We start from the raw sequence: 14,783 nt of genomic DNA, 5'->3' as shown, positions 1-14,783 counted from the left end.
CTGCCATGCGCTATCGCACCGATTACAGCGCCCAGTCCCTGACCGCCGCCCCGGCGGTGCTGGAACTGGACGGTTGGCAACTGCACTACCAGGCCTTCTCCTCCAGGGAAGATGACACTCGCCCGCCAGTCCTGCTGCTGGGCGGCGCGTTCCAGAGCTTCCGCTCTTTCGCCAGCGAGGTTTCCGAGCTGCTCGCCGGGCACCCGGTGATCCTGCTGGACCTGCCCAGCCAGGGCGGCAACCTGCAACTGGCGCCGCAGCTGAGCCTGGAGGACCTGGCCGACCTGATCGCCGCCTTCGCCGAAACGTTGCAACTGCCACCGCTGATGCCCATCGGGCTGTCCTACGGCTCGGCCCTGGCCGCGCTGTTCGCGGCCCGCCACCCGGCGCGCTGCGGACGCCTGCTGCTGGCCGGTATCACCGCCTTCGGCCGCCCCGGCGCCCGCGCCTTGCTGGTGGAAGCCCTGGCGCGCCTGGAACTGGGCGAGCAGACGCCCTTCGCCCACGGCGTGCTGACCGGCCTGATCAACCCGCTACGGCTGGCCGACACCGGTGTTTCCCCGGTATTCCGCAAGGCCCTGCTGCGCCAATTGCAGCGCCTGACCCCGGCGGAGATCGAACGCTACCGGCAGAACAGCCAGCGCCTGCTGGCCTTCGGCGGCTTCGACCGCCACCCGCAATGCCCGACCCTGGTGCTGGCGGGCGAGTACGATCACTTCACCCAGCCCTGGGAGCACGCCGAGTTCGCCCATGCCTGCACGGACGCCGAATTTGCGCTGATCCACAACGCCGACCACCTGGCCCAGTTCGAACGCCGCGACGCCTGCGCCCGGCTGTACAACCCCTTCCTGCGTGGCGAACCGCTGCCGCGCAGCGCCGCCGGCAGCACGCGCTTCCAGCGCCAGCAGTTGCTGCATCTGGAACGCCGCTTCGAGCCGCGCCTGGCGCCGGCCGACACCCACGCCGTGTTGCGCAACGATGCAGGCGGCGAATGGCGCTGCGAGCTGGCGGAGCTGGGGTATTTCGGCGGACTGATCCGCGTCGCGCTGCCGCTGGATCGCCCGGCGCGCGGCTGGAAGATGGTTGCCGCCGGGCTGCCGGAGCTGGATATCCTGCCGCTGCGCTACAGCGGCGACGGCCTGGCCTTCATCTTCGCCCACGGCGACCCGCAGGCCAGCGCGGCGCTGGCGGCGATGGTGGTGCCGATGCAGCAGGGGGCGTTTGCGGCCTGAGCAGAAACTCTCATGATCCAGATTTCGGCTCCCGGCGCATGCCCTCACCCTCTCCCGGAGGGAGAGGGGACTGTTCGGCATGAGGCGAAACTACAGTATCAGCCGGCACAATCGGCCCCCTCTCCCTAAGGGAGAGGGCTGGGGTGAGGGGGATACCCCGGCACAGACCTCTGGCATCGGCACTGTTCGCGATCAAACTCGCTCCTACAAAGAGCGACCCCGGTGCATCCGGAAACTTGTAGGAGCGAGCTTGCTCGCGAACCGCCCCACCCGCAGCACTTACACCTGCGCCTCAATCACCCGCACCAGGCTCGGCATCCGCCCTTTCGGCAGGCCCAACCCCGCGCCGTCCACCTGTGGGTCGAGCACGTTTACCCGGCCGAATCCGCATCCAACGAATGCTTCCTCGATTTCAGCGGCACTGCGGTAATGCAGCGGATAGCCACCACGGGTCAGTTTGCCGATCAGCCCGACACCCCAGCGGATCTGCCGGTAGCGCGGGTGCTCGCGCAGATCGGGGTAGAGTTCGGTCAAGTAGGTCGCTTCCGGGAACACCCGCAGCGCTGAGCTCAGCCGACGCCAGAAGTTCTCGATCACCGGGCGCTGGAAGTAATTCACCAGCCCCTCGGTGATTACCGCCACCGGGCGGTCCGGGTCCAGTTCGCAAAGCAGCGCGGCGAGGGTCTGCTCGCCCTGTTCGGCAAGGATATCCACAGCCCGCACGCGATGCTTGCCGTCCAGCCAGCCCTGCTCCTGGAGCAGCGCGGATTTGCGCGCCGCCATCGGTGGCAGGTCGGCCTCGAGATAAGTCAGCTGGGGATAGCGCTCGCGGAAGCGCCGCCCGCGGGGAGAAAGTCCGCAAGCAATCTCCACCACCTGGGTAACACCGCGCAATTCGATGGACTGGGTCAGCCGGGCATCGATCAGCAGGTGACGTTGTAACAGGAAATCTTCGATATTCAGCCCGAAGCCGATCCGCGCGCCCCAGTTGATCGGTGCCACGCAGCTGTGCACCCAGCGGCCGAACGCCGTGGCGAAGGCTGGGTCGGCCAACTGGTGGCGATACCAGACGTAACCGGTGTAGTGCGCGCTGGGGGTGATATGGGCGCTGTCGGCCCGGATCCGTTCAGCCATGCTTAAGAATCTTGTTGTTATGATTCCCCAGCCTAAGACCGGCCCGAGAACCGCGACAATCCGATGCCCGCCGAACCCAACCTAAGTTTGCCCTGGCCAGAGGCCAACCCGCTGCCGGACGCCTTCTTCAACCGCGACGCCCTCACCGTCGCCCGCGACCTGCTGGGCAAGGTGGTCCGCCACCGGGTCGGCGACCTGTGGCTGTCAGCACGGATCATCGAGACCGAGGCCTATTACCTCGATGAGAAAGGCAGCCACGCCTCCCTGGGCTACACCGAAAAGCGCAAGGCGCTGTTCCTCGATGGCGGGCACATCTACATGTATTACGCCCGCGGCGGCGACTCCCTGAATTTCAGTGCCGGCGGGCCCGGCAATGCGGTACTGATCAAGTCCGGCCACCCCTGGATGGACCGCATTTCCGGCGATGACTCGCTGGCCCGCATGCGCCAGCTCAACCCCGCCGCCGACGGCAGCGAACGCCCGCTGGGCAAGCTGTGCAACGGCCAGACCCTGCTCTGCCGCTCGATGGGCCTGAAGGTCCCGGACTGGGACGCCCAGCGCTTCGACCCGCAGCGCCTGTTCGTCGACGACATCGCCGAGCAGCCCTCGCTGGTCATCCAGGCTGCGCGTCTGGGCATTCCCCACGGCCGCGACGAACACCTGCAATACCGCTTCGTCGATGCCGCCTTCGCCAACTTCTGCACACGCAACCCTTTGCGCCGCGGACAGGTCGAAGGCCTCGACTACCACCTGCTCGGAACCCAGGACGACTCCCGCCGATGATCGATCTCGCCGCCTTCAACGCCTGGATGGCGACCCACCCGCAATGGCTCGCCCTGGTCCTGTTCCTGGTTGCCTTCCTCGAATGTGCCGCCGTCATCGGCATCATCCTGCCCGGCGTGGTCATGCTCTTCGCCATCGCCGTACTGGCCGGCAGCGGCGCCCTGGGCCTGGGGGAAACCCTGGCGCTGGCGTTCTTCGGCGGCTTGCTGGGCGACCTGTCGTCCTACTGGATCGGCCGCCACTTCCACCAGGACATCCGACGCTTGCCGGTGCTGCGCCACCACCCGGAATGGATGGCCGCGGCCGAAGGCTTCTTCCACCGCTATGGAGTCGCCAGCCTGCTGGTGGGCCGCTTCATCGGCGCATTGCGGCCGTTCCTGCCAATGATCGCCGGCATGCTCGACATGCCCTTCGGACGCTTCCTGGCAGTCTCCATCGTGGCTGCCGCCGGCTGGTCCATCGCCTACCTGGTGCCCGGCTGGGCGACCGGCGCGGCCATGCGTCTGCCGCTGCCCGAAGGATTCTGGCCGGAAGCCGGGGTGGTCGCCGCCTGCGTCGCCGCGGTGCTGGCCCTGATCATCCACGCTGAGCTGCGCAAGGAGCGCAACGCCCCGCTGATCGGCGCCATTGGCTGTTTCGCGCTGCTGATCGGCATGCTGATCGGCTGGCCGCACCTCGATGCCCTGGACAAGGGCCTCATGGCTCTAGTGCAGGAACACCGCCATGCATGGCTGGATCACATCATGGTGGCTGTCACCCGTGTCGGCGACTTCCGTACCCAGTTCATAGCCGGCGCGCTGCTCGCCCTCCTGCTGGCCGCCCTGCGGCTGTGGCGGCACGCTTTCTTCGCCGCTGGCACCATGGTCGGTACGGCGCTGCTCAATACCACGCTCAAGCACTTCTTCGGCCGCGCGCGCCCGGAAGTGATCGCCGACCCGCTGTCCGCCTTCAGCATGCCCAGCGGGCACAGCTCGGCGTCCTTCGCCTTCTTCCTGGTACTCGGCGTGCTGGCCAGCCGGGAGAAATCCCCGCGCGTGCGCCTGACCTGGATGCTGCTGGCGGTGATTCCCGCCGCCAGCATCGCCCTGTCGCGCGTGTACCTGGGCGCCCACTGGCCCAGCGACATCATCGCCGGCGCCCTGCTCGGCGCCTCGGTGTGCGCCGCCAGCCTGTGGATAAGCCAGCGCCGCAGCGAGCTGCCGGCCCTGACGCCGCGCATCTGGTGGAGCCTGCTGCCGACCGCCATGGTCCTGCTGGCGGTCGCCAGCGCCTGGGGCCTGTCGGCAGCCATCCACCGCTACACGCCGCTCTGACCCGGCATCAGGCCCAGGGGCGCTCGCGCATCAGGTCGGCGCAGCGCAACTGCACGAACTCGCGCAACTGGGTCACCGCCCGGCTGAGCTGGGCGCGGTGGGTGCAGAACAGGTTCATCGGCGTGGCTTCGCCCAGGTAGTCGGCCAACGCCACTTCCAGCCGGCCGGCACACACATCGGCCGCCACGTCCAGCCAGGACTTGTAGACCAGCCCCTGCCCCGCCACCGCCCAGCGCCGAACCACATCGGCATCGTCGCAAAGGCGATCGCCGCGCACCGTCACTTCGTGCTGCCTGCGGCTGTCGCTGAAACGCCAGCGCTCGTGGGCACGTCCGCCCAGCATGTACAGCAGGCAGTTGTGTTTCTGTAGCTCGTCCGGGTGCGCCGGCTTGCCATGGCGCGCGAAGTACTCCGGCGCGGCGCAGAGCACCCGACGATTTTCCGGAGCCAGCGGCAGCGCCACCAGGTTCGAATCGCCCGGCAGGCCCAAGCGGAAAGCCACGTCCACCGGCTGCCGGTAGAGGTCGGCCTGGCGGTCGCTGATCAGCAGGCGCAGGTTCATCCGCGGGTGCAGCGCCTGGAATTCGTCGAGCCAGGGCAACAGCACGTTGCGACCGAAATCCGACGCTGCCGAAACCTGGAAGTTGCCGGCGATCTCGCTCTTGCCGCCGGCCAGCAGCTGGCGGCCGTCGTCCAGGCTCTGCAACGCCGCACGGGCGTGGGCCAGATACAGCTCACCCTCGGCGGTCAGGCGCAGGCTGCGGGTGGAGCGGGCGAACAGGCGCACGTCCAACTCGTTTTCCAGGCGTTTGAGCGCCGCGCTGGCCACCGCCGGTGACAGCTCCAGCTCACGAGCGGCGGCGGAAAGGCTGCCGCGCTCGGCGGTGCGGACGAAGATCTGCAGGTCGTCGAAACGCAGCATTTTCAAAAATCCTTTGAAAGAGACTCTCTACTTACGCGGTTTTTCTTCCCGAAGAAAGAGAGCAGCATGCCTTCACTTTCAACGCACCTGCCCCACCAATCTGGAGATACCCGGATGAGCCTGACCCTGATCGCCATCATTCGCGCCAAGCCCGGCCATGCCGACAGCCTGCAGGAGCGCCTGCACGGCATGCTCGCGCCGTCCCGCGCCGAGGCGGGCTGCCTGCAGTACGACCTGCACCGCGATATCAAGGACGCCGAGCTGATCTACATGATCGAGCAATGGCAGAGCGAAGAAGCCCTGGCCGAGCACGAGGCCAGCCCGCACTTCCAGGCCTTCGTGAAGGCCGCCGAAGCCGACCTGGCGGAGCTCGACATCCGCCTGATGAACCGCATCGACTGATCGTTCAAAACGAATAGGAATTCCCATGAAAGCCATCGGCTACACCCAGAGTCTGCCCAGCAACGATGCCAATTCCCTGCTCGACATCCAGCTGCCCGACCCAACGCCCGGCCCGCGTGACCTGCTGGTGGAAGTGCGCGCCATCTCCGTCAACCCGGTGGACACCAAGGTGCGCCAACGCGCTCAACCTGCCGAAGGCCAGTACAAGGTGCTCGGCTGGGATGCCGCCGGCGTGGTCCGCGCGGTGGGCAACGAGGTCAGCCTGTTCAAGCCGGGCGACAAGGTCTGGTATGCCGGCGACCTGACTCGCCCCGGCAGCAATGCCGAACTGCAGCTGGTGGACGAGCGTATCGTCGGCGCGATGCCGACCAGCCTGGATTTCGCCCACGCCGCCGCCCTGCCACTGACGACCATTACTGCCTGGGAACTGCTGTTCGACCGCCTGCAGGTGGCCGAGGGCAATGCGAGCAAAGGCCAGAGCCTGCTGATCGTCGGCGCCGCCGGCGGTGTGGGCTCGATCCTCACCCAGCTGGCACGCCAACTCACCGGCATGACCGTGATCGGCACCGCCTCGCGCCCGGAAACCCAGGAATGGGTACGCAACCTTGGCGCGCACCACGTGATCGATCACCGCAAGCCGCTGAGCGAAGAGCTCAAACGCATCGGCGTCGGCGAAGTCACCCACGTGGCCAGCCTCAACCAGACCGGGGAGCACCTCGCCGAGATCGTCGCCAGCCTGCGCCCGCAGGGTCGCCTGGCACTGATCGACGACCCGCTGAACCTCGACGTGCGCCTGCTCAAGCAGAAGAGCCTGTCGCTGCACTGGGAGTTCATGTACACCCGCTCGATGTTCCAGACCGACGACATGATCGAGCAGCACAAGCTGCTGCAGCGCGTGGCCGGGCTGATCGACAGTGGCGTGCTGAAGACCACCCTGGGCGAGCACTTCGGCAAGATCGACGCCGCCAACCTGCGTCGCGCCCATGCGCTGCTGGAAAGCAACACGGCCAAGGGCAAGATCGTGCTGGAAGGGTTCTGATCGCCGTAAAGGCGGCCCTACGAAACCGTTAAGCACAGGACGTAGGGCGAATAACGCCTATGGCGTTATCCGCCATCCTGGCGGATAACCCGTTCCGGGTTATGCGCCCTACGGTCTGCTCTTTGTCGCTGGGCACAAAGGTTCGCGAGCAAGCTCGCTCCTACAAAGAGCGCACTAGTGCTTCCGACTACCTATAGGAGCGAGCTTGCTCGCGAAACCCAGCCAACTCAGTCGTCCGCCTTGGCGCCAGCGAGCAACCGGCAGAGCTTCTCGGTGGCGTCGAGCATCGCGAAGCTCGGCTTCTCCAGATCGCGATCCGGCACCACCCAGAGCTGCTTGAGCCTCGTGGCGCTGAGCTGCTGCATGCGGGTCCAATCACGCAGCTGATCCTCGCTGGCCGCCAGGATCACTTGCGGATCGCGCGCCAGCACGGCTTCCTGACCAACCTGCGGTGCCGGCAGGTCGAGGTCGGCGAACAGGTTGCGCCCGCCACAGACTTCCAGCGCCTCGCTGATGATCTGCCGGCCACCGACGGTATAGAGCGGGCGGTCCCACACCTGATAGAACACCCTGAGCGGCTGCTCGCGGCGGTACTGCGCCCGCAGCTGCACCAAGCGCGCATCGAAGGCTTCCGCCAGCTCACGCCCCTGCTCCGCCCGCCCCAGGTGCTCGCCCAGCTCGCGGAACTGCTGGGAGATATCCTCCAGACGGTGCGGATCGGCCACATAGACCGGGATACCTGCGGACTTCAGGCGTTGCAGCTGTGCTTCGGGCACGGCGCCGGGCCAGACCAGCAGCAGGTCCGGCTGCAGGGCGAGAATCTGTTCGAGGTTGACCTGGCCGTAGCGGCCGACGGACGGCAGACTTTTCAGAGATTCCGGACGCGGCCCACCATCGAGCAGGCCGGCCAGCCGGTCGGCGGCACCCAGTTCGAGGACCATGTCGGTGAGCGAGGGCGCCAGGCTGACCACCCGCTCCGCTGCGGCAACGGGCAGGCCGGCGAACAACAGGAGCAGGCAGAGGAAGTGGCGCATCAGGCCAGTTGGCGCGGCAGGCGGTAGAGCCAGAGGATAACCAGACTGGCGAAGCCCAGCAGCAGGACCGGCACGCCGTGCAGGTCGACCAGCACCGCCAGGGCACCGATCCAGGCCGGCAGGCTGCCCACCAGCGCGCCACGGCGCTGTGCGGCGCCCAGCGCTTGCCAGGCAGCCGGCTCGTCGGCGTTATCTCGCGCCTTGCCGGTGGCAATCAGCGCGTGCTTGTAGCGACGGAACAGCGGCAGGGTAAGGAACATCGACAGCAGTCCGACGACGAACACCGGTGTCGCCAGCGTATCGCCGAAGGGCGCCTCGCCCACCAGCGCCAGCATCAGGTGCTGCGGCGCCAGCGCAAGCGCCAGCAATAGCCACCAGAGCAGATTCAGCCGGCGCCGGGCAGCGGCGCGATTCACGAAGCGGATGCCTCGGCCTCGGCTTCGCCCTGATGCATGTTGCCCAGCATGTGGCCCAGCTTGCCTGCCTTGGTCTGCAGGTAGCGCTTGTTATGCGGGTTCAGGCCCTTCTGCAGCGGCACGCGCTCGGCAACGGTCAGGCCATAGCCTTCGAGCGCCTTCACCTTGCGCGGGTTGTTGGTCATCAGCTTCAGCGAGCAGATGCCCAGGTGCTTGAGCATCGGCAGGCACATGGCGTAGTCACGCTGGTCGGCGCCAAAGCCCAGGGCCAGGTTGGCTTCCACGGTATCGGCACCTTCGTCCTGCAGGGCGTAGGCGCGGATCTTGTTGAGCAAGCCGATGCCACGACCTTCCTGACGCAGGTACAGCAGGACACCGCGGCCTTCCTTGGCGATGGCCGACAGTGCGCCCTCGAGCTGGAAACCGCAGTCGCAGCGCAGGCTGAACAGCGCATCGCCGGTGAGGCATTCGGAATGCAGACGCCCCAGCACCGGCTGGCCGTCATCGAGCTTGCCCATGGTCAGGGCGACGTGTTCCTTGCCGGTTTCCTCGTCGAGGAAGCCATGCATGGTGAATTCGCCGAAAGGAGTGGGCAGCTTGGAGGCGGCGACGAAAACGACAGACACCGGAAACTCCTGAAAGATTTATCTAAGGAAAGAAGGCCGGCATTGTAACAGCTGCGTCGTCCGCACCGTCATTGCGAATTCTGCAAGATAAGCATCGATGCGGTTGATAGAAGCCGCGCGATCAGTGCTTGGCCTGGATGTACATCATGCCCTGGTCTTCGCGCCAACCGACGCGGTTGAGATAACTCATGCCCAGCAGAATATCGGTGGGGAAATCGCCTTCGAGCACCACCGCCTCAACCCCTAGCACCTCGACACCGCCGAGCTTCACGCTGTTGAGGGTCACCCGCCAGCCCTTGGCCGTACCGCTGGCGGTGGAGGCCATCATGGGCGTACCGCCGGCGCGGTAATCCAGCCCCAGGCGCCGGGCCTGACCTTCGTTCATGGCGATCGAGGTCGCGCCGGTATCCACCAGGAACTGCGCATTCTGGTTGTTGATCGTGCCGGCCACCCAGTAATGGCCACCGGTACCGCGGGCGATACTCGTCTCGGCGTTCGCGGCCGGCGTGGCGTAACCTGCACTGTTGTACTCGCGGCTCAGTTCGTAGGTCTGCTCGACCCCGCCGACGCGGAGCACCGCCTTGTGGCTGTCGGCGCTGACCACCTGGACGCCTTCCGGACCGGTCTGGCCCACCTTCAGCAGCTTGCGCTGGCCGTCGATATTGAGCACTGCGGCACCAGGGAACAGACCCACTACCTGCACCTGAGGCGCCGCCACGGCGGCGAGGGAGCAGATGGACAGGCAGATCAGGGCAGACAGGCGCATGGCGATCACTCCTTGGGCGGCAGCAGGGGTTTCAGCGGGGCATAGGGCCAGTGCCAGCGGGCGAAGATGCGCTCCAGTTCGCCGCTGTGGTAGAGCGCCTGCATGCGGGAATCATAGAGCTTCGCCAATGCCCGCCCACGGTCGTTGTTGGCGAAGCCAAGATACAGCGGAATCGAACCCACATCGGTGATGTGGTAGACGCTGGCGTCGACACCCTTGGCCTCGATCATCTCTTCCAGCTCGGGCCGTGCGTCGATGAAGTAGTCGATGCGGTGGCCGTCGAGCATCGGCAGGGCGGAGCTGCGCCGCTGCAGCTCGTTGCGCTGCTTGAGGTGATCCAGGTAGCGGTCGAACGCATAGCCACGCATCCATGCCAGGCGATAGCGGTCGAGCGTGGCCAGGGTTGGCTGGGGCGAACTCTTCAGGCCCAGCGCGCCGATGGGGTCGACGTCATAGGGCCAGTGCGGATAGATGATGTGGTCGATTTCGTTGCGGTAGGAGCCAACCCACGCGTCCGCCTCGCCGCGTTGCACCAGCCCGACCGAGCGCACGTAGGGCTCGCTGCGCAGGCTCAGGCGGACGCCTTCGGGCTCATAGATGGCCCGCAGCAGGTCCCAGGCCAGACCACGGCCGTCGGCCTGGCTGTAGTTGACCCAGACCTCGCTGACCACTCGGACCTCGGCAGGCAGCCCGGCAGGTGCTTCGGCGGCCAGGGCCGACGTCAGGGAAATCGCCGGCAGCCAGCACAGGCAGAGGAGCAGGCACAGCAGTCGGCGCATCGATCTTCCTCAGATCAGCCAGTGGGCCCAACCCCATGTCAGGCCTTGCATCACCAGCCAGGCGAAAACGCCGGCCAGCACATCGTCCAGCATGATGCCGACGCCACCATGGACGTTGCGGTCGATCCAGCTGATCGGCCAGGGCTTGGCAATGTCGACGATGCGGAACACCACGAAACCGACCAGCAGCCACCACCAGCCCTCCGGCACCAGCCAGAGGGTGATCCACATGCCGACCATCTCGTCCCAGACGATGCCTTCGTGATCGTGTACACGCAGGTCGTCGGCCACCTTGCCGCACAGCCAGAAGCCGAACAGCATGGTGATGCCCAGCATCAGCCAGTAACCCCAGTCCGGCAGCATCTGCCAGAGTGGTATGAAGGGTAGCGCAACCAGCGAACCCCAGGTGCCCGGCGCCTTGGGCAGGGTGCCCGAGCCGAAGCCGAAGGCCAGGAAGTGCCAGGGATTGCTCCATACCGAATGGGGTACGGGTTGGGCCGGGGCCTGGTTGGGGTGTTCTGTCACGGTCACTCCATGAAATGCAGGTAGCCGCCCTGACGCGGCGTGATGTCGGCGCCGGCGCCATCGAGCACACGGACGCCGGAACCGGCTTCCACCCTACCGACCACACGCAGGGCCGGCCAGTTCGCCGAAAGTGCCGGCAGATGCTCGGCAGGCAGAGTGAAGGCGAGCACATAGTCGTCACCGGCGCCCAGCTTGAGCTGCTGAGCGCGCTCGGCGCCCAGCAGGGCTTCCAGCGCGGGGCTTTCGGGCAGTTTGTCGGCTTCGACGATGAGCGCCACGCCCGAGGCGCGGGCGATGTGTCCGCAGTCGGCAAGCAGCCCGTCGGAAATATCCAGCGCCGCCGAGGCCTTGCCACGCAGCGCCTGCCCGAAGTCCAGTTGTGGCTGCGGCGACCAGTAGCGCGCCAGCAGCGGCTCGGCGACGGACGGTTCAGCGGTCATCTCGCCCAGCACCAGCGGCAACGCCCCGCCCGCCTCGCCCAACGGACCACCGACACACAGCAGATCGCCCGGGCGTGCTCCAGCGCGAGTCAGCGCCTGTCCGGCCGGCACGCCGCCGAACACGGTGACGGTCATCGCCAGCGGACCGCGGGTGGTGTCGCCGCCGATCAGCGCCAGCGCGCATTCCTGCGCCTTCTGGTTCAAGCCACGGGCGAAACCTTCCAGCCAGGCCGGATCGGCCTCGGGCAGGGTCAGGGCAAGGGTGAAGCCGATGGGTGATGCGCCCATGGCCGCCAGGTCGCTGGCGGACACCGCCAGGGCACGCTGGCCGAGCAGGAAGGGATCGCAGACGGTGGGGAAATGCACACCGACGACGAGCGTGTCGGTGGAAATCGCCAGCTGTTCGCCGGCCTTGGGAGCGAGGAGCGCGCAGTCGTCGCCGATCCCCAATGCCACTGCCTCGCCGCCGGCCGCACAGGCGGCCGAGGCGAAGTAGCGACGGATCAGCTCGAACTCACCCATGCCTCAGCGCTTGGCGCCACGCAGTTCGGCGGCGCGCAGGCGCGGAGCGAGCTTGTCCAGCACGCCGTTGACGAACTTGTGTCCGTCGGTGGCGCCGAAGGTCTTGGCCAGCTCGATGCCTTCGTTGATGACGACCTTGTAGGGCACGTCCAGGCGGTTGCGCAGCTCGTAGGTGGCCAGGCGCAGGATCGCCAGTTCGACCGGGTCGACCTCTTCCAGGGCGCGGTCCAGGCAGGGAGTGAACTCCTCGTCCAGATCGGTCTTCAGGCGCGGTACGCCGTGCAGGATCTCGTGGAAGTAGGCACCGTCCACATCGCTGAAATCGTTCTCGGTGCGGAAGGACGCCTCGATCTCGTTGAGCGGCTGGCCAGCCATCTGCCAGGAGTACAGGGCCTGCACCGCGAGGCTGCGGGCCTTGCGACGCATGGCGATCTTGTTCGGCTTGGCGGGCTTGGCCGGCTTGCTGTCCGGAGTAGTGCTGTCCTGGCTCACTTGGCCTCCAGCTGCGACAGCAGGCTCACCATTTCCAGGGCGGACAGGGCAGCTTCGGCGCCTTTGTTGCCGGCCTTGGTGCCGGAGCGCTCGATGGCTTGTTCGATGGAGTCGACAGTCAGCACGCCGAAGGCGACCGGCACGCCGAACTGCAGGGAAACCTGCGCCAGACCCTTGGTGCACTCACCGGCCACGTATTCGAAGTGCGGGGTGCCGCCACGGATCACCGCGCCGAGGGCGATGATGGCGTCGAACTCGCCGCGCTGGGCGACTTTCTGCGCGACCAGCGGGATTTCGAAGGCGCCCGGAGCACGGATCACGGTGATGTCGCTCTGGGCGACGCCGTGGCGCACCAGCGCGTCGATGGCGCCTTCCACCAGGCTTTCCACCACGAAGCTGTTGAAGCGGCCAACCACCAGGGCAAAGCGGCCTTTGGGGGCGATGAAGGTACCTTCGATGGTCTTCAGGGTCATGGGCAAGTCTCACTGTTAAAGAGCCGGAGCGTCCGATGACGCTCCGCAAATAGGGTAGAAGAACGGCACCGCCGTGCCAGGGCACGGCGGCGAGGTTCATTCAGCGGGCAGGTATTCTACTACTTCGAGGTCGAAACCGGATATCGCATTGAAGCGCATCGGTGCCGACATCAGGCGCATCTTGCGCACACCCAGGTCGCGCAGGATCTGCGACCCGGCACCCACGGTGCTGTAGGTAGTGGTCGGTTTCTGCGCCGGCGCCGGGGTGTTGGTGATCTCGCGGACGTGCGCCAGCAGATCATCACCGCCGACCTGGTGGCCCAGCAGCAGGACCACGCCGGTGCCGGCCTCGGCCACCTTGGCCATGGCCGCGCGCAGGCTCCAGCGGCCCGCCTGGTTGACCATCAGCAGGTCGCGCAGCGGGTCGGGGTTGTGCACGCGCACCAGGGTCGGCTCTTCCGGGCAGACCTTGCCCAGGGTCAGCGCCAGGTGCACGTCGCCTTCCACGGAGTCGCGGTAGGTGATCAGGTTGAACTGGCCCAGCTCGGTATCCAGCGGCTGCTCAGCGAGGCGCTCGACGGTGCGCTCGTGGATCAGGCGGTAGTGGATCAGGTCGGCGATGGTGCCGATCTTGATGCCGTGCTGCTGGGCGAACTCTTCCAGTTCCGGGCGACGGGCCATGGTGCCGTCGTCGTTCATGATCTCGCAGATCACGCCGGACGGCTCGAAACCGGCCATGCGCGCCAGGTCGCAGGCCGCTTCGGTGTGGCCGGCGCGAGCCAGCACGCCGCCGGGCTGCGACATCAGCGGGAAGATGTGGCCGGGGCTGACAATGTCGGCGGCGACGGCGTTCTTCGCGGCGGCGGCCTGCACGGTGCGCGCGCGGTCAGCGGCGGAGATGCCAGTGGTGACGCCTTCGGCGGCCTCGATGGAAACGGTGAACTTGGTGCCGAAGCCGGAACCATTGCGCTGCACCATCAGCGGGATGCCGAGGCGCTCGCAGCGCTCGCGGGTCATCGGCATGCAGATCAGGCCACGGGCGAAGCGGGCCATGAAGTTGATGTCTTCGGTGCGGACACACTCGGAGGCGATGATCAGGTCGCCTTCGTTCTCGCGGTCCTCGTCATCCATGAGGATGACCATCTTGCCCTGACGCATGTCGTCGAGCAGTTCTTCAATGCTGTTGAGTGCCATACGGGGAAGAGCCTTATCAGTGTTTCATGAAGCCGTTTTCGGCCAGGAATGCTTCGGTGATGCCGCCAGCGCCGGCCGCGGGGTCCGCCGCCTTGTCGCCGAGCAGCAGGCGCTCCAGGTAACGCGCCAGCAGGTCGACTTCGAGGTTGACCAGGCGACCACCACGGTAGTCGGCCATGATGGTCTCCTGCACGGTGTGCGGGACGATGGTCAGCTCGAACTCGGCGCCGTTGACCGCGTTCACCGTCAGGCTGGTGCCGTCCACGGTGATCGAGCCCTTGAGCGCGATGTACTTGGCCAACTCGCGCGGTGCGCGCACGGTGAACTGGATGGCGCGGGCGTTTTCCTCACGCTTGACGATCTCGCCGACGCCGTCGACGTGGCCGCTGACCAGGTGGCCGCCCAGGCGGGTGGTCGGGGTCAGGGCCTTTTCCAGGTTCACCCGGCTGCCGATCTTGAGCTGCGCGAAGGCGGTGCGGGCCAGGGTCTCGCGACTGACATCGGCCCAGAAGCCGTCGCCGGGCAGCTCCACCGCCGTCAGGCAGATGCCGTTGACCGCGATGCTGTCGCCGAGCTTGACGTCGGCGAGGTCGAGCTTGCCGGTCTTCACGTACAGGCGCACGTCACCGCCTTTCGGGGTGATGGATGCGATGGTGCCGATGGATTCGATTATGCCGGTGAACATGAGGCC

18 protein-coding genes are annotated in these 14,783 nt (G+C 66.7%); 5 read left to right on the top strand and 13 right to left on the bottom strand.

Translation table 11 applies throughout. The annotated features are described in order from the left end of the window. Positions 1-5: 5 nt before the first annotated feature. Positions 6-1,232 carry an alpha/beta fold hydrolase gene (locus FAS41_RS02500; RefSeq protein ID WP_138520093.1) on the top strand — a complete coding sequence of 409 codons (1,227 nt, stop codon included), beginning with the start codon at positions 6-8 and terminating at the stop codon, positions 1,230-1,232. 279 nt (positions 1,233-1,511) lie between these two features. Here the strand turns inward: FAS41_RS02500 and FAS41_RS02495 are convergent, their stop codons facing one another. Then, positions 1,512-2,366 (bottom strand): class I SAM-dependent methyltransferase, encoded by an 855-nt coding sequence (locus FAS41_RS02495; RefSeq protein WP_138520092.1) that lies wholly within the window; start codon positions 2,364-2,366, stop codon positions 1,512-1,514. Between the two features lie 63 nt (positions 2,367-2,429). Here FAS41_RS02495 and FAS41_RS02490 point away from each other — a divergent pair, with 63 nt between their 5' ends. After that, the gene (locus FAS41_RS02490) at positions 2,430-3,149 is read left to right on the top strand and encodes a DNA-3-methyladenine glycosylase (RefSeq protein ID WP_138520091.1); all 720 of its coding nucleotides are present in this window, start codon (positions 2,430-2,432) and stop codon (positions 3,147-3,149) included. Then, positions 3,146-4,462 (top strand): bifunctional DedA family/phosphatase PAP2 family protein, encoded by a 1,317-nt coding sequence (locus FAS41_RS02485; RefSeq protein ID WP_138520090.1) that lies wholly within the window; start codon positions 3,146-3,148, stop codon positions 4,460-4,462. Before FAS41_RS02490 ends, FAS41_RS02485 begins: the two co-directional genes overlap by 4 nt. 7 nt (positions 4,463-4,469) lie before the next feature. On the opposite strand, the gene FAS41_RS02480 is transcribed toward FAS41_RS02485, so the two are convergent. Further along, a complete protein-coding gene (locus FAS41_RS02480) occupies positions 4,470-5,384 on the bottom strand; it encodes a LysR family transcriptional regulator (RefSeq protein WP_138520089.1) in 915 nt (304 codons plus the stop codon). A gap of 114 nt (positions 5,385-5,498) precedes the next feature. Here FAS41_RS02480 and FAS41_RS02475 point away from each other — a divergent pair, with 114 nt between their 5' ends. Further along, positions 5,499-5,786, top strand: a complete 288-nt coding sequence (locus FAS41_RS02475) for a putative quinol monooxygenase (protein WP_138520088.1) — start codon at positions 5,499-5,501, stop codon at positions 5,784-5,786. A gap of 25 nt (positions 5,787-5,811) precedes the next feature. Further along, entirely contained in the window at positions 5,812-6,825 is a 1,014-nt protein-coding gene (locus FAS41_RS02470) for a zinc-binding alcohol dehydrogenase family protein (protein WP_138520087.1), read from the top strand. Between the two features lie 227 nt (positions 6,826-7,052). Here the strand turns inward: FAS41_RS02470 and FAS41_RS02465 are convergent, their stop codons facing one another. The 11 genes from FAS41_RS02465 to FAS41_RS02415 form a co-directional block, all read right to left on the bottom strand. Next, positions 7,053-7,859: a cobalamin-binding protein gene (locus tag FAS41_RS02465; RefSeq protein ID WP_138520086.1), complete on the bottom strand. Its 807-nt coding sequence runs from the start codon at positions 7,857-7,859 to the stop codon at positions 7,053-7,055. Continuing rightward, positions 7,859-8,275 (bottom strand): MFS transporter, encoded by a 417-nt coding sequence (locus FAS41_RS02460; protein ID WP_138520085.1) that lies wholly within the window; start codon positions 8,273-8,275, stop codon positions 7,859-7,861. Before FAS41_RS02460 ends, FAS41_RS02465 begins: the two co-directional genes overlap by 1 nt. Then, positions 8,272-8,901 (bottom strand): GTP cyclohydrolase II, encoded by a 630-nt coding sequence (gene ribA, locus FAS41_RS02455; protein WP_138520084.1) that lies wholly within the window; start codon positions 8,899-8,901, stop codon positions 8,272-8,274. The genes FAS41_RS02460 and ribA overlap by 4 nt, the downstream gene beginning before the upstream one ends. A gap of 121 nt (positions 8,902-9,022) precedes the next feature. Beyond that, entirely contained in the window at positions 9,023-9,667 is a 645-nt protein-coding gene (locus FAS41_RS02450) for a retropepsin-like aspartic protease family protein (protein WP_138520083.1), read from the bottom strand. A 5-nt stretch (positions 9,668-9,672) separates the two neighbouring features. Continuing rightward, positions 9,673-10,446 (bottom strand): substrate-binding periplasmic protein, encoded by a 774-nt coding sequence (locus FAS41_RS02445; RefSeq protein ID WP_138520082.1) that lies wholly within the window; start codon positions 10,444-10,446, stop codon positions 9,673-9,675. A gap of 9 nt (positions 10,447-10,455) precedes the next feature. Then, positions 10,456-10,971 carry a phosphatidylglycerophosphatase A family protein gene (locus FAS41_RS02440; RefSeq protein WP_138520081.1) on the bottom strand — a complete coding sequence of 172 codons (516 nt, stop codon included), beginning with the start codon at positions 10,969-10,971 and terminating at the stop codon, positions 10,456-10,458. Positions 10,972-10,973: 2 nt separating this feature from the next. Next, the gene (gene thiL, locus FAS41_RS02435) at positions 10,974-11,933 is read right to left on the bottom strand and encodes a thiamine-phosphate kinase (protein WP_138520080.1); all 960 of its coding nucleotides are present in this window, start codon (positions 11,931-11,933) and stop codon (positions 10,974-10,976) included. Between the two features lie 3 nt (positions 11,934-11,936). After that, positions 11,937-12,359, bottom strand: a complete 423-nt coding sequence (gene nusB / locus FAS41_RS02430) for a transcription antitermination factor NusB (protein WP_246084806.1) — start codon at positions 12,357-12,359, stop codon at positions 11,937-11,939. 62 nt (positions 12,360-12,421) lie between these two features. Next, entirely contained in the window at positions 12,422-12,898 is a 477-nt protein-coding gene (ribH, locus tag FAS41_RS02425; protein WP_015475395.1) for a 6,7-dimethyl-8-ribityllumazine synthase, read from the bottom strand. Positions 12,899-12,994: 96 nt separating this feature from the next. After that, positions 12,995-14,092 (bottom strand): bifunctional 3,4-dihydroxy-2-butanone-4-phosphate synthase/GTP cyclohydrolase II, encoded by a 1,098-nt coding sequence (gene ribBA / locus FAS41_RS02420; RefSeq protein WP_138520078.1) that lies wholly within the window; start codon positions 14,090-14,092, stop codon positions 12,995-12,997. Positions 14,093-14,108: 16 nt separating this feature from the next. Then, positions 14,109-14,777, bottom strand: coding sequence for a riboflavin synthase (locus tag FAS41_RS02415; RefSeq protein WP_081517123.1), 669 nt, complete (start codon positions 14,775-14,777; stop codon positions 14,109-14,111). Positions 14,778-14,783 lie beyond the last annotated feature (6 nt).

The sequence above is a fragment of the Pseudomonas nicosulfuronedens genome, from assembly GCF_005877905.1.
GTDB classification, from domain to species: domain Bacteria; phylum Pseudomonadota; class Gammaproteobacteria; order Pseudomonadales; family Pseudomonadaceae; genus Pseudomonas; species Pseudomonas nicosulfuronedens.
Note: the sequence above shows the minus strand (reverse complement) of the source record. Positions and strands in the feature narration are given on the sequence as shown.

What these genes read in the sequence shown, in the direction of transcription:
- thiL (WP_138520080.1), bottom strand. Translation starts at nt 11,933, where the DNA reads ATGGGTGAGTTCGAGCTGATCCGTCGCTACTTCGCCTCGGCCGCCTGT.
- FAS41_RS02485 (WP_138520090.1), top strand. Translation starts at nt 3,146, where the DNA reads ATGATCGATCTCGCCGCCTTCAACGCCTGGATGGCGACCCACCCGCAA.
- FAS41_RS02465 (WP_138520086.1), bottom strand. Translation starts at nt 7,859, where the DNA reads ATGCGCCACTTCCTCTGCCTGCTCCTGTTGTTCGCCGGCCTGCCCGTT.
- FAS41_RS02470 (WP_138520087.1), top strand. Translation starts at nt 5,812, where the DNA reads ATGAAAGCCATCGGCTACACCCAGAGTCTGCCCAGCAACGATGCCAAT.
- FAS41_RS02450 (WP_138520083.1), bottom strand. Translation starts at nt 9,667, where the DNA reads ATGCGCCTGTCTGCCCTGATCTGCCTGTCCATCTGCTCCCTCGCCGCC.
- ribH (WP_015475395.1), bottom strand. Translation starts at nt 12,898, where the DNA reads ATGACCCTGAAGACCATCGAAGGTACCTTCATCGCCCCCAAAGGCCGC.
- FAS41_RS02415 (WP_081517123.1), bottom strand. Translation starts at nt 14,777, where the DNA reads ATGTTCACCGGCATAATCGAATCCATCGGCACCATCGCATCCATCACC.
- FAS41_RS02445 (WP_138520082.1), bottom strand. Translation starts at nt 10,446, where the DNA reads ATGCGCCGACTGCTGTGCCTGCTCCTCTGCCTGTGCTGGCTGCCGGCG.
- nusB (WP_246084806.1), bottom strand. Translation starts at nt 12,359, where the DNA reads ATGCGTCGCAAGGCCCGCAGCCTCGCGGTGCAGGCCCTGTACTCCTGG.
- ribBA (WP_138520078.1), bottom strand. Translation starts at nt 14,092, where the DNA reads ATGGCACTCAACAGCATTGAAGAACTGCTCGACGACATGCGTCAGGGC.
- FAS41_RS02500 (WP_138520093.1), top strand. Translation starts at nt 6, where the DNA reads ATGCGCTATCGCACCGATTACAGCGCCCAGTCCCTGACCGCCGCCCCG.
- FAS41_RS02490 (WP_138520091.1), top strand. Translation starts at nt 2,430, where the DNA reads ATGCCCGCCGAACCCAACCTAAGTTTGCCCTGGCCAGAGGCCAACCCG.
- FAS41_RS02480 (WP_138520089.1), bottom strand. Translation starts at nt 5,384, where the DNA reads ATGCTGCGTTTCGACGACCTGCAGATCTTCGTCCGCACCGCCGAGCGC.
- FAS41_RS02475 (WP_138520088.1), top strand. Translation starts at nt 5,499, where the DNA reads ATGAGCCTGACCCTGATCGCCATCATTCGCGCCAAGCCCGGCCATGCC.
- FAS41_RS02495 (WP_138520092.1), bottom strand. Translation starts at nt 2,366, where the DNA reads ATGGCTGAACGGATCCGGGCCGACAGCGCCCATATCACCCCCAGCGCG.